We start from the raw sequence: 18,579 nt of genomic DNA, 5'->3' as shown, positions 1-18,579 counted from the left end.
GTGTTTCTCCTCAGAAGCCGGTTGGGGTGCGGGTGTGCCAGTCAGTGTTCAACTGATACTGGTGGGCAACGTTCAACAGGCGGCCTTCCTGGAAATACGGCGCGAGCAACTGCACGCCCACTGGCAGGCCATCGACGAAACCGGCCGGCATGGACAGGCCCGGCAAGCCGGCGAGGTTCGCGGTAATGGTGTAGACGTCTTCCAGGTACTCGGCGACCGGGTCACTGTTCTTGGCCCCGAGTTTCCAGGCCGGGTTCGGCGTGGTTGGACCGAGGATGATGTCGACCTCGTTGAAGGCGGCCATGAAGTCGTTCTTCACCAGACGACGGATTTTCTGCGCCTTGAGGTAGTAGGCGTCGTAGTAGCCGGCGGACAGCGCGTAGGCGCCGACCATGATCCGGCGCTGCACTTCGGCACCGAAGCCTTCGCCACGGGAGCGCTTGTACAGGTCGATCAGGTTTTCCGGGTTCTCGCAGCGATAGCCGAAGCGCACGCCGTCGAAACGCGACAGGTTCGAGGACGCTTCCGCCGGGGCGATCACGTAGTACGCCGGAATCGCGTGCTGCATGTTCGGCAGGCTGATTTCCTTGATGACCGCACCGAGCTTCTCCAGCTCCTTGACGCTGTTGTGGACCAGTTCGGCGATGCGTGGGTCGAGGCCGGCGCTGAAGTACTCCTTCGGCACACCGATGCGCAGGCCCTGCAGCGAGCCGTTGAGGCTGGCGCTGTAGTCCGGCACTGGCTCATCGATGCTGGTGGAGTCGTTCGGGTCGAAGCCGGCCATGCCTTGCAGCAGGATCGCGCAGTCTTCGGCGGTGCGGGCCAGCGGGCCACCCTGGTCGAGGCTGGAGGCGTAGGCGATCATGCCCCAGCGCGAGACACGGCCGTAGGTGGGCTTGAGGCCTGTGAGGTTGGTGAACGCCGCCGGTTGGCGAATCGAACCGCCGGTGTCGGTGGCGGTGGCGGCCGGCAACAGGCGTGCGGCCACGGCGGCGGCGGAACCACCGGACGAGCCGCCCGGTACGTGTTCCAGGTTCCACGGGTTTTTCACCGCGCCGTAATAGCTCGACTCGTTGGCCGAGCCCATGGCGAATTCGTCCATGTTGGTCTTGCCCAGGGTCACGGTGCCGGCGGCGGCCAGCTTGGCGACCACGGTGGCATCGTACGGCGCCTTGAAGTTGTCGAGCATCTTCGAGCCGCAGCTGGTGCGGATGCCCTGGGTGCAGAACAAGTCCTTGTGGGCGATCGGCGCACCGAGCAGGGCGCCGGTTTCACCATTGGCGCGCCGGGCGTCGGCGGCCTTGGCCTGGCTCAGAGCCAGCTCCTGGGTGAGGCTGATGAAGCTGTTGAGCTGTGGGTCGAGCTGGGCGATGCGCGCCAGCAGGACCTGGGTCAGCTCTTCGGAAGAAAACTTTTTATCGGCGAGTCCGCGGGCGATCTCGGCCAGGGTCATGTGATGCATGAGAGGCTCTTTCCCTTTAGTCGATGACTTTCGGAACCAGGTACAGGCCGTTTTCGACCGCTGGTGCGATGGACTGGTAGGCCTCGCGGTGATTGGACTCGGTCACGACGTCGGCGCGCAGGCGCTGGCTGGCTTCCAGTGGGTGTGCCAGTGGTTCGATACCGTCGGTATTGACCGCCTGCATCTCGTCGACCAGCCCCAGAATGCTGTTCAGGGCAGAAGTGATGTGTGGAAGATCGGCTTCATTGAGGCCCAGACAGGCCAGATGAGCGATTTTTTCCACGTCGGAGCGTTCAAGCGCCATGGGATTCTCCAGTGGAAAACAAAACGGACGCAGTCTGTCCGTGTGTTAGATTGTCGGAACACTACCGCATTTCTACGGTCTTACGGCCGCGATTTCGGGGTTTGGTGCACAGAAAAGCGGCCAATTTAACATATTGGCGCCTTGCCCAAAATCCCTGTCGTTGTTAGAGTTTGCCGCACTTTTTTACCCACGCGTTGCCTAGGGTCCCTTTCCCATGTTCAAGAAACTGCGTGGCATGTTTTCCAGCGATCTTTCCATTGACCTGGGCACTGCCAACACCCTTATTTACGTGCGCGAGCGCGGTATCGTCCTGAATGAACCCTCGGTCGTGGCCATCCGCACCCACGGTAACCAGAAAAGTGTCGTGGCTGTCGGTACGGAAGCCAAGCGCATGCTGGGCCGTACACCGGGCAACATCGCGGCCATTCGCCCAATGAAGGACGGCGTGATCGCCGACTTCAGCGTCTGCGAAAAGATGCTGCAGTACTTCATCAACAAGGTTCACGAAAACAGCTTCCTGCAGCCCAGCCCTCGTGTGCTGATCTGCGTTCCATGCAAGTCCACCCAGGTAGAGCGACGCGCTATCCGTGAATCGGCCCTCGGCGCCGGTGCCCGTGAAGTGTTCCTGATCGAAGAGCCAATGGCTGCTGCCATCGGTGCCGGCCTGCCGGTGGAAGAAGCCCGCGGTTCGATGGTCGTCGACATCGGTGGTGGTACCACTGAAATCGCGCTGATCTCCCTCAACGGTGTGGTCTACGCCGAATCCGTACGTGTGGGCGGCGACCGTTTCGACGAAGCGATCATCACTTATGTGCGTCGCAACTACGGCAGCCTGATCGGCGAATCCACCGCCGAGCGCATCAAGCAGGAAATCGGCACGGCCTACCCGGGCGGTGAAGTGCGTGAAGTCGACGTACGCGGTCGCAACCTGGCCGAAGGCGTTCCACGGGCCTTTACCCTCAACTCCAACGAAGTGCTCGAAGCGCTGCAAGAGTCGTTGGCGACCATCGTCCAGGCCGTCAAGAGCGCCCTGGAGCAGTCGCCGCCGGAACTGGCGTCGGACATCGCCGAGCGCGGCCTGGTGCTGACCGGTGGTGGCGCGCTGCTGCGTGACCTCGACAAGCTGCTGGCCCAGGAAACCGGGCTGCCGGTGATCGTTGCCGAAGACCCGTTGACCTGCGTTGCCCGCGGCGGTGGCCGTGCATTGGAAATGATGGACAAGCACACCATGGACCTGCTCTCCAGCGAATAAGTTGGCTGGATCGTCTATGTTGTTCGCTCCCGGGCAGCACTTTGCAGTGCTGCCCGTTGGCGTTTATCTTCTGTCATTCGTATCCAGGCCGGTTTGATGCCGTATGAATAAAGAAAACATTTGCCTGGGAGGAGCGGCCTATTAAACCGCTTTTCGCCAAAGGCCCCTCATTGGGTGTGCGCCTGCTGGTGCTGACCGTGCTCTCGGTCGCGCTGATGGTGGTCGATGCCCGCTTCACGCTGCTCAAGCCTGTACGCAGCCAGATGTCGCTGGTGTTGATGGAGTCCTACTGGATCACCGACCTGCCGCAGCGCTTGTGGCAAGGTGTGGCCAGCCAGTTTGGCAGCCGGACCGAACTGGTCGCCGAAAACGAAAAACTCAAGACCGAAAACCTGCTGTTGCAGGGGCGCATGCAGAAGCTGGCGGCCCTCACCGAGCAGAACGTGCGGCTGCGCGAGTTGCTCAACTCTTCGGCGCTGGTCAACGAGAAGGTCGAAGTGGCCGAGTTGATCGGCATGGACCCCAACCCCTTCACCCACCGCATCATCATCAACAAGGGTGAGCGCGACGGCGTCGTCCTCGGCCAGCCGGTGCTCGACGCCCGGGGCCTGATGGGCCAGGTGGTGGAGTTGATGCCCTACACCTCCCGCGTGCTGCTGCTGACCGATACCACCCACAGCATTCCCGTGCAGGTCAATCGCAACGGCTTGCGCGCGATTGCCAGCGGCACCGGCAACCCGGAACGCCTGGAACTGCGGCATGTGGCCGATACCGCCGATATCAAGGAAGGCGACCTGCTGGTCAGCTCCGGTCTTGGCCAGCGCTTCCCGGCCGGTTATCCGGTGGCAACGGTCAAGGAGGTCATCCATGACTCCGGCCAGCCGTTTGCCATCGTTCGCGCGGTGCCGACGGCTGCATTGAATCGCAGCCGCTACCTGCTGCTGGTATTCAGCGACAACCGTACGCCCGAAGAGCGTGCCAACGACGCCGCCGTGGCCCAGGAAGCCCAGGACCGCCAGGGCGGCGAGTCGGCCGCCCCAGCGACAGCAGCGCCTGCGCCTGTCCCTGCCACTGTGCCGAAACCACAAGTGCCTGCGCCAGTGACGGCGGCTCCGGCCACCACGCCTGCGGCCACCCCGGCTACCCCACCCGCCGCGCCTGCTGTGAAACCGACCCGCTCGGCCACCCACGCGCCCGCCGCGCAGCCTGCTCAGCCAGCCCGGCCCGCCGCCAAACCGCCAGCCTCCACGCCGGCCACCGCGCCAGCCCCCAGGGGAGCACGAGAAGAATGAGCAGTACCCAATCCGGTAACGGCTGGATGGTCTGGCTGACCTTCGCCATCGGCCTGTTGCTCAGCGTTTCGCCGCTGCCGCAGTTCATGGAAATCCTGCGCCCACTGTGGCTGGCCCTGTTGCTGGCCTTCTGGGCGCTGGCCTTGCCGCACAAGGTCGGCATGGTCACCGCCTGGTGCCTGGGTCTGGCCGAGGACGTGCTTTACGGCACGTTGCTGGGGCAGAACGCGCTGATCCTGACGCTGATCACCTTCCTGGTGCTGTCGTTGCAACAACGCCTGCGGATGTTCCCCATGTGGCAGCAGTGCCTGGTGATCCTGGTGATCTTCGGCCTGGCGCAACTGGTGCAATTGTGGCTCAGCGCGCTGACCGGCAACCGCCAGCCGACCCTGGCATTGGTGTTGCCAGCCCTGGTCAGCGCCTTGCTCTGGCCCTGGGTCAGCTTCGGTTTGCGTGGCCTGCGCCTGCGTTTCAAAATCAACTGATTCGGTCAGGCATTGGCCTTGATAGGGAGATGTCTTGATGAAACCGCTTTACCTCGCCTCAGGCTCGCCGCGTCGGCGTGAACTGCTCACGCAGATCGGCGTGCCCTTTACCGCCATCGGTGCGGAGATCGACGAAACTCCCCTGGACCACGAAACCCCTTCGGCCTATGTCGAGCGCCTGGCGCGCGGCAAGGCCGAGGCGGGTCGGCAAGCCCTGGACGCCGGCGTGGATGGCTGCGTGCTGGGCGCCGATACGGCTGTGGTACTGGACGGACGAATTCTCGGCAAACCCGTGGACCAGGCCGACTCCATGACGATGCTCTTGAGCCTGTCCGGTCGCGAACATGAAGTATTGACCGCCATTGCCATACTGGATGGGCAGCGTTGCGAATCCCGCGTTGTGCGCAGCCTGGTGCGTTTTCGTTCGATCACGGAACAGGAAGCGGCGGCCTACTGGGCCAGCGGTGAACCCCGGGACAAGGCCGGCGGCTATGGTATTCAAGGGCTGGGCGCGGTGTTCGTCGCCGGGCTTGAAGGCAGTTATTCAGCCGTCGTTGGCCTGCCGCTGTGCGAAACCGCAGAACTACTGGGCCATTTCGGCATACCCTGTTGGCAAACCTTGAACGCGCGCTGAGCGCCGTCTGACTTGATGCGGCCATAATCGTGAACATGCCTGAACGAGACCCTGCCATGAGTGAAGAGATCCTGATCAACATCACGCCGATGGAATCGCGCGTGGCGGTGGTTGAAAACGGTGTTCTGCAAGAGGTCCACGTCGAGCGCACGCAAAAGCGTGGCATCGTCGGCAATATCTACAAAGGCAAGGTGGTACGGGTGCTGCCGGGCATGCAGGCGGCCTTCGTCGACATCGGCCTGGACCGCGCGGCATTCATCCACGCGTCGGAAATTTCCATGCGCGAAGGGCCGGCCGTGGAGAACATCAGCGCGCTGGTGCATGAAGGCCAGAGCCTGGTGGTGCAGGTCACCAAGGACCCCATCGGCTCCAAGGGCGCGCGCCTGACCACGCAACTGTCGATTCCGTCGCGCTACCTGGTGTACATGCCGCGCACCGCCCATGTCGGCATTTCCCTGAAGATCGAAGACGAAGCCGAGCGCGAGCGCCTCAAGCAGGTGGTCAGCGACTGCGTGGAAAAAGAAGGTATCAAGGAAGCCGGTGGGTTCATCCTGCGCACCGCCGCCGAAGGGGCCGGGGCCGATGAGATCCTCATGGACATCCGCTACCTGCGCAGGCTTTGGGACCAGATCGCCGCGCAGATCAAGACCATCGCCACCCCCAGCGTGATCTACGAAGACCTGGGCCTGGCGCTGCGGACCTTGCGCGACCTGGTCAGCCCCAAGATCGAAAAAATCCGCATCGACTCCCGGGAAACCTTCCAGAAAACCACGCAGTTCGTCGCCGAACTGATGCCGGAAATCGCCGACCGCCTCGAGCATTACCCTGGCGAACGGCCAATTTTCGACCTGTACGGCGTCGAAGACGAAATCCAGAAAGCCCTGGAGCGCAAGGTGCCGCTCAAGTCCGGCGGCTACCTGGTGGTGGACCCGGCCGAGGCCATGAGCACCATCGATGTCAACACCGGGGCGTTCGTCGGCCATCGCAACCTGGAAGAAACCATCTTCAAGACCAACCTGGAAGCCGCCACCGCCATCGCCCGGCAACTGCGCCTGCGCAACCTGGGTGGGATCATCATCATCGACTTCATCGACATGGAAGATGAAGAGCACCAGCGCCAGGTGCTGCGGACCCTGGAAAAACAACTCGAACGCGACCACGCCAAGACCAACATCATCGGTATCACCGAGCTGGGCCTGGTGCAGATGACCCGCAAGCGCACCCGCGAAAGCCTCGAACAGGTACTGTGCGAGCCGTGCAGCAGTTGCCAGGGCCGTGGCAAGCTCAAGACCCCGGAAACTGTGTGTTACGAAATCTTCCGGGAAATCCTCCGGGAGGCGCGCGCCTACCAGGCGACTGGCTATAGAGTGTTGGCGAACCAGAAAGTGGTGGATCGCCTGCTCGACGAGGAGTCAGGCAATGTCGCGGAGCTGGAAGCGTTTATCGGACGCACGATTCGCTTCCAGGTGGAAACCATGTATTCCCAGGAACAATACGACGTGGTGCTGCTCTGAAGAGCTTCGGAAGCGGCGGGCCCGCGGATTTGATTGTCTTTGCCAGGGGAGCCCACTGACATGGAGCGTCTGACACGTATTTTGGCGGCGCTGACTCGCTGGGGGCTGGGGCTGTGTGCGCTGCTGCTGGTGTTGCTGGCGTTGTACGTCAGCCTCGGTCGTGAGCTGGTCCCGCTGGTGGCCGAATACCGCGCCGAGGTCGAGACCCGGGCCAGCGCTGCCTTGGGCATGCCTGTGCACATCGGAAGCCTCGACGGTAGCTGGAGCGCCCTGGCGCCAATCCTGGCAGCGCGCGACGTGGTGGTCGGCGAAGGCCCCAACGCCTTGCACCTGGACCAGGTGCGAGCCGTGCCTGACCTGTGGGACAGCCTGCTGGCACGTCAGGTGCGCATTGCCCACCTGGAAGTCAGCGGCCTGAAGATCAGCCTCAAGGAAGGCGCCGACGGCAAGTGGGCCCTGGAAGGCCTGCCGGTGAAGGACGACCAGCCCCTCGATCCGCAGCAACTGCTCGAACGCATGCAGGTGGTTTCCAAGTTCTCGCTGCTCGACAGCCAGGTGACCTTGCAACCTGTCGAGCAACCACCGCTGACCCTCACCTACGTCGGTTTGAGCCTGCGCACCGGCGCCACCCGCCAACGGCTGGACGTGCGCTTGACCCTGCCTGACGGTCAGCCCGTGGCGATCAACCTGCGCACCCGTATCCGCGCCAGTGATTGGAAGAATGGCCAGGCCGATGCGTACCTGAGCCTGCCGCAAAGCGACTGGTCCAAATGGCTGCCCAAACGCCTGACCCAGCAATGGAATTTTTCCCGGATCAAGGCCGGTGGCGAGTTCTGGCTGAGTTGGGGGGACGGTACGGTGCAAAGCGCGGCCATGCGCTTGAACGCTCCTGACATCCTGGGTGCCTACGCCGAGCGCAAGCCGGTGCAGATCCATAACCTGGCGCTCAATGGATATTTCCAGCGTGGCGACCAGGGATTTACCGCGACCTTCGATTCCCTGGCGATGAACCTGGGCGAAACCCGCTGGGAATCGCGCCTGCAACTGCAACAGAGTGCTGCCACCGAAAAGGCCGAGGAGCGCTGGCACCTGCAGGCCGACCGCCTCGACTTGACCCCCCTGACGCCTTTGCTCAATGCCCTGGCACCGTTGCCCGAAGGCCTGGCGACGACCATCGACCGTCTCAAGGTGACCGGTGGCCTGCGCAACGTGCTGCTGGACTACCGGCCGCAGAACACTGGTGACCAGAAAATCAGCTTCGCCACCAACCTGGACACCGTGGGCTTTGATGCCTATCGCGGCGCCCCGGCTGCGCGCAACGTATCGGGGAGCCTGAGCGGCGACCTCGGTGGCGGCGAGCTGCGCATGGACAGCAAGGATTTTTCCCTGCACCTGGACCCGATTTTCGCCAAGCCCTGGCAGTACCTGCAGGCCAACGCCCGGTTGACCTGGAAGCTCGACAAGCAAGGCTTCACCCTGATCGCGCCGTATTTGAAGGTGCTGGGCGAGGAGGGCCGGATTGCCGGCGACTTCCTGATCCGCCTGCATTTCGACCACAGCCAGGAAGACTACATGGACCTGCGGGTCGGCCTGGTGGACGGTGACGGACGCTATACCGCCAAGTACCTGCCAGCGGTCCTCAGCCCGGCGCTGGATGAGTGGCTGCGCACGGCCATCGTCAAGGGCGCGGTGGACGAAGGCTTTTTCCAGTATCAAGGCTCGCTCAATCACGGTGCCGAGGATGCGGCGCGCAGCATCAGCCTGTTTTTCAAGGTGCATGACGCCGAATTGGCGTTCCAGCCGGGCTGGCCTTCGGTCAGCAAGGTCAGCGGCGATGTCTTCGTCGAAGACAGTGGTGTGCGCATCTTCGCCAGCCAGGGACAATTGCTCGATACCCAGGTCAAGGATGTTTCGGTGAACATTCCCCATGTACCCAGCGGGCAGAGTGTTCATCTGTTTCTGGACGGCGGGTTCGCCGGAGGACTGGGCGACGGTTTGAAAATCCTCCAGACCGCGCCGATCGGGACCGCCGAGACATTCGCCGGCTGGGAGGGCGAGGGCGACCTGCAAGGCAGCGTGAAGCTCGACATTCCCCTGGTCAAAGGCGAGCAACCGAAGATCCTGGTGGACTTCGCCACCGACAAGGCCCGTCTCAAGCTCAGCGAGCCGATATTGGAACTGACCCAACTCAAGGGCGATTTCCGCTTCGACAGCAACAAGGGCTTGAGCGGCAAGGGCATCAGTGCCCGGGCATTCGACCGGCCCGTGACCGCGCAGATTTTCGCCGAGGGCCGCGCCGGAGCGCTCAACACACGGGTCGCGGCGTCCGGGCAGGTGGAGATCAAGAAACTCACCAGTTGGCTGAATGTCACCCAGCCGTTGCCGGTATCCGGTGTCGTGCCCTACCAGTTGCAAGTGATCCTGGACGGCGCCGACAGCCAATTGTCGGTCAGTTCCAACCTCAAGGGCGTGGCGGTGGACCTGCCAGCACCCTTCGGCATGACTGCCGATGTAGGGCGCGACACGGTGTTTCGCATGACCCTGCAAGGGCCGGAGCGCCGTTACTGGGTCAATTATGGCGACCTGGCCAGTTTCACTTACGCCGCGCCGAGCGGGAAAATCGCCGACGGTCGTGGCGAATTATTGCTGGGTGCCAGCGATGCCGTTCTGCCCGGGGCCAAGGGGCTGCGACTGCGTGGCAAACTGTCGGAACTGGACGTAAGTCCCTGGCAGGACCTGGTGAACAAGTACGCGGGCCAGGATCCGGGCGGCAGTGCCAAGCAACTGCTCAACAGCGTCGATCTGACCGTCGGCAAGCTCACGGCCATGGGCACGACCCTGGACCAGGCATCGGTGCAGTTGGACCGCAAGCCGGACGCCTGGGCCTTGCGGCTTGACAGTCAGCAGGCCAAGGGCGACGTCAGCCTGCCGGATGCGAAGGCCGCCCCGATTGGTATCAAGCTTGATTATGTGCGCCTGCCGGCCACAGACCCGACGGTCCAGGCGGATGAAAACTCTCCGGACCCGTTGGCGTCGGTCGATCCCGGCAAAATCCCGGCCATGGATATTGCCATCGACAAACTGTTCCAGGGCCCTGATCTCATCGGTGCGTGGTCGCTGAAAGTGCGACCGACCGCCAAGGGCATCGCGTTGAACGATCTGGACATGGGCCTCAAGGGCATGGTGTTGAACGGCAGTGGTGGTTGGGAAGGTACGCCCGGTTCCACCAGCAGTTGGTACAAGGGCCGTATCGGCGGCAAGAACCTGGGCGACGTGCTCAAGGGCTGGGGTTATGCCCCGAGCGTGACCAGCCAGACATTCCGTCTGGATGTCGACGGCCGCTGGCCCGGCTCGCCGGCGTGGGTCGCCACCAAGCGCTTTTCCGGCAGCCTCGACGCGTCGCTGAGCAAGGGCCAGTTTGTCGAAGTGGAAGGCAGCGCCCAGGCGCTGCGGGTATTTGGCCTGCTGAACTTCAATTCCATCGGCCGACGCTTGCGCCTGGACTTCTCCGACCTGTTCGGCAAGGGGTTGAGCTACGACCGGGTCAAGGGGCTGTTGGTAGCGAGCGACGGTGTCTACGTAACCCGCGAACCCATTACCCTGACCGGGCCGTCGAGCAACCTGGAGCTCAACGGTACGCTGGACATGGTGGCCGATCGTGTCGACGCCAAGCTGCTGGTGACGCTGCCGGTGACCAATAACCTGCCAATCGCCGCGCTGATCGTTGGCGCACCGGCGGTGGGTGGGGCGCTGTTTCTGATCGACAAACTGATCGGTGACCGCGTGGCGCGCTTTGCCAGCGTAAGATACGACGTCAAGGGGCCGTGGAAAGAGCCGAAGATCACCTTCGACAAGCCGTTTTGACAGTTCGACGCCAACTCCCTTGTGGGAGCGGGCCTGTGGGAGCAAAGCTTGCTCGCGATTGCGGTGTATCAGTCAGCCTATATGTTGGATGTACCTGCCTCATCGCGAGCAAGCTTTGCTCCCACTGCCGCCTTGGGCGAGGATAAAAAAGAGGGAGGAGCCATGCCAGTCGCAGTGATTCAAATGGTCAGCCAAAGCGATGTGCTCGCCAACCTGGCTCGTGCCCGTGTGCTGCTGGAGCAGGCTGCCGCAGGCGGTGCCAGGCTGGCCGTGCTGCCGGAGAATTTCGCCGCGATGGGACGGCGGGACATTGCCGATATCGGTCGAGCCGAAGCCTTTGGTCAGGGACCGATCCTGCCCTGGTTGAAACAGGTCGCCCGAGACCTCAAGTTATGGATTGTGGCCGGCACGTTGCCGTTGCCACCGGTGGACCAGCCCGAGGCCAGGTCCCATGCCTGTTCGTTGCTGGTCGACGATCAGGGGCAGATCGTGGCGCGCTACGACAAGCTGCACCTGTTCGATGTGGATGTGGCGGACAATCGCGGGCGCTATCGCGAGTCGGATGACTATGCTTATGGCGCTAACGTGGTGGTTGCCGATACCCCCGTGGGCCGGGTGGGCCTGACGGTCTGTTATGACTTGCGGTTCCCGGAGCTCTACAGCGAGCTGCGGGCTGCCGGGGCCGAACTGATCACGGCGCCGTCGGCGTTTACCGCGGTGACCGGCGCGGCCCATTGGGAGGTGCTGATTCGCGCCCGGGCCATCGAGACCCAGTGCTACGTGCTGGCGGCCGCCCAGGGCGGCGTGCATCCGGGGCCGCGGGAAACCTTTGGCCATGCCGCGATTGTCGATCCGTGGGGCCGTGTGCTGGCACAACAGGATCAAGGTGAGGCCGTGCTGCTGGCCGAGCGTGACAGCAGCGAACAGGCGTCCATCCGGGCGCGCATGCCGGTGGCCAGCCATCGGCGCTTTTTCTCGCAGGGCGCTCGACAGCGGCCTGTCCAAGACGACGAATTCAAGGCGTAAATCATATGAGCGGGTTGTTGTCCTCAGTCAGTGAACACCTTCTAGCCCCCGGCGGCGTGACCCTCGAAAGCCTGCAAGGCGTGCTGGGCGACCTGGCCGGCCCGGGCATCGATGCGGCCGACCTGTATTTCCAAGGGCAGATCTCCGAGTCCTGGTCCTTGGAAGACGGCATCGTCAAGGAAGGCAGTTTCAACCTCGACCAGGGCGTGGGCGTGCGCGCCCAGTCCGGGGAAAAGACCGGTTTTGCCTACAGCAACGCCATCACCCTCGAAGCCCTCGGCGCTGCTGCCCGTGCGGCCCGCTCGATCTCCCGTGCCGGGCAGAACGGCACGGTCCAGGCGTTCAGCAGCCAGGACGTGGCGCAGTTGTATGCGCCGGATAACCCGCTGGAAGTCATGAGCCGCGCCGAAAAAGTCGAGCTGCTCAAGCGCATCGACGTCGCCACCCGTGCCCTCGACCCGCGTATCCAGCAAGTGTCGGTCAGCATGGCCGGGGTCTGGGAACGGATCCTGGTGGCGTCCACCGACGGCGGCCTGGCGGCGGACGTGCGGCCGCTGGTGCGGTTCAACGTCAGCGTGATCGTCGAGCAGAACGGTCGCCGTGAGCGCGGCGGCCATGGCGGTGGCGGGCGCACTGATTACCGTTATTTCCTCAGCGAAGACCGCGCCATGGGCTACGCCCGCGAAGCGCTGCGTCAGGCGCTGGTCAACCTGGAGGCCATTCCGGCCCCGGCCGGTACGTTGCCGGTGGTGCTGGGGTCCGGCTGGTCCGGCGTGCTGCTGCACGAAGCAGTCGGCCACGGCCTGGAAGGCGATTTCAACCGCAAGGGCAGCTCGGCCTACAGTGGGCGCATGGGGGAAATGGTCGCCTCGAAACTCTGCACCATTGTCGATGACGGCACCCTGGCCGGGCGTCGTGGCTCCCTGAGCGTCGACGATGAAGGTACCCCGACCGAATGCACCACGCTGATCGAGAACGGTGTGCTCAAGGGCTACATGCAGGACAAGCTCAATGCCCGGCTGATGGGCGTGGCCCGCACTGGCAACGGTCGTCGTGAATCCTATGCGCACCTGCCGATGCCGCGCATGACCAACACCTACATGCTCGGTGGCCAAAGCGATCCGGCGGAAATCATCGCCTCGGTGAAAAAAGGCATCTATTGCGCCAACCTCGGCGGCGGCCAGGTGGACATCACCAGCGGCAAGTTCGTGTTCTCCACCAGCGAGGCCTACCTGATCGAAGACGGCAAGATCACCGCACCGGTCAAGGGCGCGACCCTGATCGGCAACGGGCCGGAGGCGATGAGCAAGGTGTCGATGGTCGGTAACGACCTGGCGCTGGACAGCGGTGTGGGCACGTGCGGCAAGGATGGGCAATCGGTGCCAGTGGGCGTCGGCCAGCCGACCCTGAAGATCGATGCGATTACCGTGGGTGGCACGGGCGCATGACCGGAGCATCGGGTGGAGTGCAAGGGCCTCCACCCGTGGGCGTTACTCAGCGCAGGCCGCGTTGGGTTTCGTCCAGCTCACGGATGTACTTGAAGATTTTACGGCTCGAGGCCGGTGGCTTGTTCTGTGCCAGTTCGTGCTGGGCCTGACGGATCAGGGAGCGCAATTGCTGACGGTCAGCCTCCGGGTAGTCGATGACGAATTTTTCCAGCACGCCGTCGTCGCCTGCGATCAAGCGATCGCGCCAGCGCTCCAGGTTGTGGAAACGTTCGTTGTACTGCCGGGTGGAGGCATCGAGTTGATCGAGCAGGACCAGGATGGCGTCAGTGTCCTGATCGCGCATCAGTTTGCCGATGAATTGCAGGTGCCGTTTACGCGCGATATTCGCGGTGTGCTTGGGCGCATCGGCCAGGGCCCGGCGCAAGGCGTCGGTCAAAGGCAGTTTGGCCAGCAAGTCAGGCTTGAGTGTTGTCAGGCGCTCGCCGAGGTCAACCAGAGCATGCAGCTCGCGTTTGACCTGGGATTTGCTTTTTTCACCCTCGTAGAGGGAGTCGTCGTAAGAATCAACCATGGTGGCAGTCCGCAAAGAAACGCCGCCATGATAACCAGTCGGGGGCCGCTTGTCCGGCCCGGTCGCTCGAAGGCCAAGGGTTTGTACGAAAAGTCGCCGAGCGGCGATCAGGCAAGGCGAAAACAGGCGAGGAAGCGGAGTTTACTGGTTGTAAATGAGCATTCCGAGCCTGTTTTCAACGCAGCATGATCGTCGCGCAGGCACTTTACGTACAAAGCCTTAACCGAAAGAAGAATTTGAGTGGAGAACACCATGAGTGCAGTTCAAAGCGTCGGCCCGCAGGCATTGCCGGCACTGCAGGAACAAGTCGAGCAGATCCTCGCCGAGGCCAAGCGCCAGGGCGCCAGTGCCTGTGAAGTGGCCGTATCGCTGGAGCAGGGCCTGTCGACGTCGGTGCGCCAGCGCGAGGTGGAAACCGTCGAATTCAATCGCGACCAGGGCTTTGGCATCACCTTGTACGTAGGCCAGCGCAAGGGCTCGGCCAGCACTTCGGCGAGCGGCCCGGAGGCCATTCGCGAAACCGTCGCCGCGGCACTGGCGATTGCCCAGCACACCTCCGAAGACGAAGCCTCGGGCCTGGCTGATGCCGCGCTGATGTGCAAGGAACTGCGCGACTTCGACCTGTTCCACGCCTGGGACATCACCCCCGAGCAGGCCATCGAACAGGCACTGCGTTGCGAAGCCGCGGCATTCGAGGCCGACAGTCGCATCAAGAACGCCGACGGCACGACGCTCAATACCCACCAGGGCTGCCGGGTCTACGGCAACAGCCACGGTTTTATCGGCGGTTATGCATCGACCCGCCACAGTCTCAGTTGCGTGATGATCGCCGAGGCCAACGGCCAGATGCAGCGTGACTACTGGTACGACGTGAACCGCCAAGGCACCCTGCTGGCGGACCCGGTGAGCATTGGCCAGAAAGCCGCGCAACGGGCGGCCAGCCGCCTGGGCGCGCGGCCGGTGCCGACCTGCGAAGTGCCGGTGCTGTTTTCGGCCGAGCTGGCCGGCGGCCTGTTCGGCAGCTTCCTGTCGGCGGTGTCCGGCGGCAACCTGTACCGCAAGTCGTCGTTCCTCGAGGGCGCGCTGGGCCAGAAACTGTTCCCGGAATGGATGACCATCGACGAGCGTCCGCACCTGATGCAGGCCATGGGCAGCTCGGCGTTCGATGGCGACGGCCTGGCCACCTACGCCAAGCCGTTCGTGGAAAACGGCGAGTTGGTGTCCTACATCCTCGGCACCTATTCGGGCCGCAAGCTCGGTATGCCGAGCACCGCCAATGCCGGTGGCGTGCATAACCTGTTCGTGACCCATGGCGAAGAAGACCAGGCGGCCCTGCTGCGGCGCATGGGTCGTGGCCTGCTGGTGACCGAACTGATGGGCCACGGCCTGAACATGGTTACCGGGGACTATTCCCGTGGCGCGGCGGGTTTCTGGGTCGAGAACGGCGAGATCCAGTTCCCGGTCCAGGAAGTGACCATCGCCGGGAACATGCGTGACATGTTCAAGCAGATCGTGGCCGTGGGCAACGATCTGGAACTGCGCAGCAACATCCGCACCGGTTCGGTGCTGATCGAGCGGATGACGGTGGCAGGTAGCTAACGCTCACCGCTTGAAAAGGGCGCGTCATCCACGAGGTGACGCGCCTTTTTTGTACCCGCAAATCCTGTGGCGAAGGCGCTTTTGTGGCGAGGGAGCTTGCTCCCGCTGGGCCGCGAAGCGACCCCAAGATCTTGCGGTCGCTGCGCAACCGAGCGGGAGCAAGCTCCCTCGCCACAATGAATTTGTGCGGTCTAACAGTTGTGTTGCTTCTTATTATCATCTAATAATGAATCTCATTCGCCGAGTGAGCCCCGGTCATGAGTTCTGCCCTGCACGAACAACCCTACCTTGAAAGCTGGCGCTGGATGAGCCGCCAGATCCGTTGCGCGATGAACCCGGACGAGCCGCGGTTGATCGAGCACTACCTGGCCGAGGGCCGCTATCTGGCCTGCTGCACCGTCACTTCGCCATGGATGATCTCCGAGACCGCGTTCCGGCTGCTGCTCGATACCGCCTTGGATGTCGCGCTGCCCTGGCATTGGCGCAATCTCTGCCTCGACCAGGCCTGGCGCCCTCTGCGTGAGCTCGAACAACAATCACTGTGCCGCTGCCGCCTCAAGCGCTGGCAGAGCCATGCCTGGGCGCTGGCGACCTGCGCCCTGGAGCCGTCGATTCCTCTTATTGAACTGGTGCAAGGATCTCCCGATGAGTAATACCCGTATCGAACGCGACAGCATGGGCGAGCTGCAAGTCCCGGTGGATGCCCTCTATGGCGCCCAGACCCAGCGCGCAGTGGATAACTTTCCGGTCAGTGGCCAGCGTATGCCGGCACAGTTCATCCGCGCCCTGATCCTGGCCAAGGCTGCTGCCGCCCGGGCCAACGTAGAGCTGGAACAAATCAGCGCAGCCCAGGGCAAGGCCATTGTCGATGCGTCCCTGGGGCTGCTCGAAGGCCGTTTCATGGACCATTTCCCAGTGGATATCTTCCAGACCGGCTCCGGCACCAGCTCCAACATGAACGCCAACGAAGTGATCGCCACCCTCGCCAGTCGTCTGCTGGGGGAAACGGTCAATCCGAACGACCACGTCAATTGCGGCCAGAGCAGCAACGACATCATCCCCACCAGCATTCATGTCAGCGCGGCGCTGGCCTTGCATGAGCAACTGCTGCCGGCGCTGTCGCACCTGGTGCAGGTGATCGAGCGCAAGGCCGAAGAGGTCCACCCATTCATCAAGACGGGTCGCACCCATCTGATGGATGCCATGCCGGTGCGCCTGAGCCAGGTGCTCGATGGTTGGGCGCAGCAGCTCAAGGCCAATATCGGCCACTTGGAGGATGTGCTGCCGAGCCTGCAATCCCTGGCCCAGGGCGGTACGGCGGTCGGCACCGGGGTCAATGCCCATCCACGTTTCGCCGAGCTGTTCAGTCAACAACTGACGCAATTGACCCAGGTGCAATTCACCCCGGGCAAGAATCTGTTCGCGCTGATTGGCTCCCAAGACACCGCCGTAGCGGTTTCCGGGCAGCTCAAGACCACCGCCGTGTCGCTGATGAAAATCGCCAACGACCTGCGCTGGATGAATTCCGGGCCGCTGGCAGGCCTGGGCGAGATCGAGCTCGAAGGCTTGCAACCGGGCTCCTCGATCATGCCCGGCAAGGTCAACCCGGTCATTCCTGAAGCCACCGCGATGGTGGCGGCCCAAGTGATTGGCAACGACACGGTGATCACTATCGCCGGTCAATCGGGCAACTTCGAATTGAACGTGATGCTACCGATCATCGCCCAGAACCTGCTGAGCAGCATCGCCTTGATGTCCACCGCCAGCCGCTTGCTGGCGGACAAGGCCATCGCCACCTTCAAGGTCAACGAGGCACGGCTCAAGGAAGCGTTGTCGCGCAACCCGATCCTGGTGACCGCGCTCAATCCCATCATCGGTTACCAGAAGGCCGCTGAAATCGCCAAGAAGGCTTACCAGCAAGGTCGGCCGGTCATCGATGTCGCCCTGGAGCACACCGACCTGACACGCAGCGAACTCGAAGTCCTGCTGGACCCGGAGAAGCTCACCGCCGGCGGCGTGTAACCCCGACACCTGTGTGGAGGACTCATCATGGAACACTGGAAACGTACGATCGAACGGGCCAATCGCTGTTTCATGCTGGGCGAGCTGGTAGACGCCCGCGAAGCCTACCTGCAGGCCCTGGCGCTGGCCCAGGTGCTGTTCGAGCGTTGGGCGGATGCCGACGAAGCCGTGGCCGCGTGCGTCGTCTCCCATCACAACCTGGCAGACCTGCACTTGCGCCTGAACCAGCCGGAGGAGAGCGCCGAGTATTTGTGCGCGATCCACCAACGGTTGTTGCAGACGATGCAGGACGAACGCCTGGCACCGGCCCTGCGCACCGCCGCACGGCGTCAGAGCCACAAGACCTATGTCGAACTGCTGAGTTTCATCAGCGAGCACGGTGAATACCCACGGACCCAACGCCTGCTGCACTGCAATGCCGCTACGCCCCGGCAGCGCAATGCCCCTCTTCATCATGGAGCTCATTGAACATGGCTTTTACCTTGCCTGCATTGCCCTACGCCTACGACGCCCTGGAACCGCACATCGATGCGCAAACCATGGAGATCCACTACACCAAGCATCACCAGACCTACATCAATAACCTCAACGCAGCGGTGGACGGCACCGAGTACGCCGGGTGGCCTGTCGAAAAACTGGTGTCCAGTGTCGAGCAGTTGCCGGCAAGCCTGCAAGCCGCAGTGATCAACCAGGGCGGTGGTCATGCCAACCATTCGCTGTTCTGGGAAGTGATGACGCCCCGGGGCGGCGGCCAGCCCGATGGCGCCCTGGCGGCGGCGATCGAAGCGCAACTGGGCGGTATCGAGGGTTTCAGGGAAGCCTTCACCAAAGCGGCGCTGACCCGTTTCGGCAGCGGTTGGGCCTGGTTGAGCGTGACCCCGCAAAAGACCCTGGCGGTGGAAAGCAGCGGCAACCAGGACAGCCCGCTGATGAAGGGCAACACACCGATTCTTGGCCTGGATGTCTGGGAGCACGCCTATTACCTGCGCTACCAGAACCGTCGTCCGGAATACATCAGCGCCTTCTACAACGTGATCAACTGGCCTGAGGTCGCCCGGCGCTACCAGGCTGCGCTGGCTTCGAGCCCTTCCTGAAAGCAACCCAAG

At 63.0% G+C, this 18,579-nt stretch carries 16 protein-coding genes; 13 read left to right on the top strand and 3 right to left on the bottom strand.

Annotation, left to right across the window (positions count from 1 at the left end):
- Nucleotides 1-10 precede the first annotated feature (10 nt).
- Together gatA and gatC are read right to left on the bottom strand one after the other, a co-directional pair.
- Complete coding sequence (gene gatA / locus F7R20_RS14405) at nucleotides 11-1,462, bottom strand: Asp-tRNA(Asn)/Glu-tRNA(Gln) amidotransferase subunit GatA (RefSeq protein WP_003197814.1); 1,452 nt, start codon at nucleotides 1,460-1,462, stop codon at nucleotides 11-13.
- Between the two features lie 16 nt (nucleotides 1,463-1,478).
- On the bottom strand, nucleotides 1,479-1,766 hold the full coding sequence (gene gatC / locus F7R20_RS14400) for an Asp-tRNA(Asn)/Glu-tRNA(Gln) amidotransferase subunit GatC (protein ID WP_003197816.1): 288 nt from the start codon (nucleotides 1,764-1,766) through the stop codon (nucleotides 1,479-1,481).
- A 214-nt stretch (nucleotides 1,767-1,980) separates the two neighbouring features.
- Here gatC and mreB point away from each other — a divergent pair, with 214 nt between their 5' ends.
- The 8 genes from mreB (at nucleotide 1,981) to tldD (ending at nucleotide 13,281) form a co-directional block, all read left to right on the top strand.
- Complete coding sequence (gene mreB / locus F7R20_RS14395; protein ID WP_002555108.1) at nucleotides 1,981-3,018, top strand: rod shape-determining protein MreB; 1,038 nt, start codon at nucleotides 1,981-1,983, stop codon at nucleotides 3,016-3,018.
- A gap of 140 nt (nucleotides 3,019-3,158) precedes the next feature.
- Nucleotides 3,159-4,310, top strand: coding sequence for a rod shape-determining protein MreC (gene mreC / locus F7R20_RS14390; RefSeq protein ID WP_080756114.1), 1,152 nt, complete (start codon nucleotides 3,159-3,161; stop codon nucleotides 4,308-4,310).
- Complete coding sequence (mreD, locus tag F7R20_RS14385) at nucleotides 4,307-4,795, top strand: rod shape-determining protein MreD (RefSeq protein ID WP_003197820.1); 489 nt, start codon at nucleotides 4,307-4,309, stop codon at nucleotides 4,793-4,795. Before mreC ends, mreD begins: the two co-directional genes overlap by 4 nt.
- A gap of 37 nt (nucleotides 4,796-4,832) precedes the next feature.
- Nucleotides 4,833-5,429 carry a Maf family protein gene (locus F7R20_RS14380; protein ID WP_003197821.1) on the top strand — a complete coding sequence of 199 codons (597 nt, stop codon included), beginning with the start codon at nucleotides 4,833-4,835 and terminating at the stop codon, nucleotides 5,427-5,429.
- Between the two features lie 56 nt (nucleotides 5,430-5,485).
- Nucleotides 5,486-6,943 (top strand): ribonuclease G, encoded by a 1,458-nt coding sequence (gene rng, locus F7R20_RS14375; protein WP_003197823.1) that lies wholly within the window; start codon nucleotides 5,486-5,488, stop codon nucleotides 6,941-6,943.
- Between the two features lie 60 nt (nucleotides 6,944-7,003).
- Nucleotides 7,004-10,807, top strand: a complete 3,804-nt coding sequence (locus tag F7R20_RS14370) for a YhdP family protein (protein WP_003197824.1) — start codon at nucleotides 7,004-7,006, stop codon at nucleotides 10,805-10,807.
- 162 nt (nucleotides 10,808-10,969) lie between these two features.
- Nucleotides 10,970-11,833 carry a carbon-nitrogen hydrolase family protein gene (locus F7R20_RS14365; RefSeq protein WP_003197826.1) on the top strand — a complete coding sequence of 288 codons (864 nt, stop codon included), beginning with the start codon at nucleotides 10,970-10,972 and terminating at the stop codon, nucleotides 11,831-11,833.
- Nucleotides 11,834-11,838: 5 nt separating this feature from the next.
- Nucleotides 11,839-13,281 carry a metalloprotease TldD gene (tldD, locus tag F7R20_RS14360; protein WP_003197828.1) on the top strand — a complete coding sequence of 481 codons (1,443 nt, stop codon included), beginning with the start codon at nucleotides 11,839-11,841 and terminating at the stop codon, nucleotides 13,279-13,281.
- Between the two features lie 46 nt (nucleotides 13,282-13,327).
- Here the strand turns inward: tldD and yjgA are convergent, their stop codons facing one another.
- Nucleotides 13,328-13,852: a ribosome biogenesis factor YjgA gene (gene yjgA, locus F7R20_RS14355; RefSeq protein WP_003197830.1), complete on the bottom strand. Its 525-nt coding sequence runs from the start codon at nucleotides 13,850-13,852 to the stop codon at nucleotides 13,328-13,330.
- A 252-nt stretch (nucleotides 13,853-14,104) separates the two neighbouring features.
- Here yjgA and pmbA point away from each other — a divergent pair, with 252 nt between their 5' ends.
- The 5 genes from pmbA (at nucleotide 14,105) to F7R20_RS14325 (ending at nucleotide 18,567) form a co-directional block, all read left to right on the top strand.
- On the top strand, nucleotides 14,105-15,451 hold the full coding sequence (pmbA, locus tag F7R20_RS14345; protein ID WP_003197831.1) for a metalloprotease PmbA: 1,347 nt from the start codon (nucleotides 14,105-14,107) through the stop codon (nucleotides 15,449-15,451).
- Nucleotides 15,452-15,708: 257 nt separating this feature from the next.
- Complete coding sequence (locus tag F7R20_RS14340) at nucleotides 15,709-16,104, top strand: hypothetical protein (protein WP_003197833.1); 396 nt, start codon at nucleotides 15,709-15,711, stop codon at nucleotides 16,102-16,104.
- Nucleotides 16,097-17,473: a class II fumarate hydratase gene (locus tag F7R20_RS14335; protein WP_003197835.1), complete on the top strand. Its 1,377-nt coding sequence runs from the start codon at nucleotides 16,097-16,099 to the stop codon at nucleotides 17,471-17,473. The genes F7R20_RS14340 and F7R20_RS14335 overlap by 8 nt, the downstream gene beginning before the upstream one ends.
- 27 nt (nucleotides 17,474-17,500) lie before the next feature.
- The gene (locus F7R20_RS14330) at nucleotides 17,501-17,941 is read left to right on the top strand and encodes a hypothetical protein (RefSeq protein ID WP_003197837.1); all 441 of its coding nucleotides are present in this window, start codon (nucleotides 17,501-17,503) and stop codon (nucleotides 17,939-17,941) included.
- A gap of 2 nt (nucleotides 17,942-17,943) precedes the next feature.
- Entirely contained in the window at nucleotides 17,944-18,567 is a 624-nt protein-coding gene (locus tag F7R20_RS14325) for a superoxide dismutase (protein ID WP_003197840.1), read from the top strand.
- The last annotated feature ends 12 nt before the right edge of the window (nucleotides 18,568-18,579 follow it).

Source organism: Pseudomonas brassicacearum subsp. brassicacearum (assembly GCF_008801605.1).
In the GTDB taxonomy this organism is placed as follows: domain Bacteria; phylum Pseudomonadota; class Gammaproteobacteria; order Pseudomonadales; family Pseudomonadaceae; genus Aquipseudomonas; species Aquipseudomonas brassicacearum.
Note: the sequence above shows the minus strand (reverse complement) of the source record. Positions and strands in the feature narration are given on the sequence as shown.

Coding starts and splice junctions, on each gene's coding strand:
- gatA (WP_003197814.1), bottom strand. CDS start 1,462: ATGCATCACATGACCCTGGCCGAGATCGCCCGCGGACTCGCCGATAAA.
- gatC (WP_003197816.1), bottom strand. CDS start 1,766: ATGGCGCTTGAACGCTCCGACGTGGAAAAAATCGCTCATCTGGCCTGT.
- mreB (WP_002555108.1), top strand. CDS start 1,981: ATGTTCAAGAAACTGCGTGGCATGTTTTCCAGCGATCTTTCCATTGAC.
- mreD (WP_003197820.1), top strand. CDS start 4,307: ATGAGCAGTACCCAATCCGGTAACGGCTGGATGGTCTGGCTGACCTTC.
- F7R20_RS14380 (WP_003197821.1), top strand. CDS start 4,833: ATGAAACCGCTTTACCTCGCCTCAGGCTCGCCGCGTCGGCGTGAACTG.
- rng (WP_003197823.1), top strand. CDS start 5,486: ATGAGTGAAGAGATCCTGATCAACATCACGCCGATGGAATCGCGCGTG.
- F7R20_RS14370 (WP_003197824.1), top strand. CDS start 7,004: ATGGAGCGTCTGACACGTATTTTGGCGGCGCTGACTCGCTGGGGGCTG.
- F7R20_RS14365 (WP_003197826.1), top strand. CDS start 10,970: ATGCCAGTCGCAGTGATTCAAATGGTCAGCCAAAGCGATGTGCTCGCC.
- tldD (WP_003197828.1), top strand. CDS start 11,839: ATGAGCGGGTTGTTGTCCTCAGTCAGTGAACACCTTCTAGCCCCCGGC.
- yjgA (WP_003197830.1), bottom strand. CDS start 13,852: ATGGTTGATTCTTACGACGACTCCCTCTACGAGGGTGAAAAAAGCAAA.
- pmbA (WP_003197831.1), top strand. CDS start 14,105: ATGAGTGCAGTTCAAAGCGTCGGCCCGCAGGCATTGCCGGCACTGCAG.
- F7R20_RS14340 (WP_003197833.1), top strand. CDS start 15,709: ATGAGTTCTGCCCTGCACGAACAACCCTACCTTGAAAGCTGGCGCTGG.
- F7R20_RS14335 (WP_003197835.1), top strand. CDS start 16,097: ATGAGTAATACCCGTATCGAACGCGACAGCATGGGCGAGCTGCAAGTC.
- F7R20_RS14330 (WP_003197837.1), top strand. CDS start 17,501: ATGGAACACTGGAAACGTACGATCGAACGGGCCAATCGCTGTTTCATG.
- F7R20_RS14325 (WP_003197840.1), top strand. CDS start 17,944: ATGGCTTTTACCTTGCCTGCATTGCCCTACGCCTACGACGCCCTGGAA.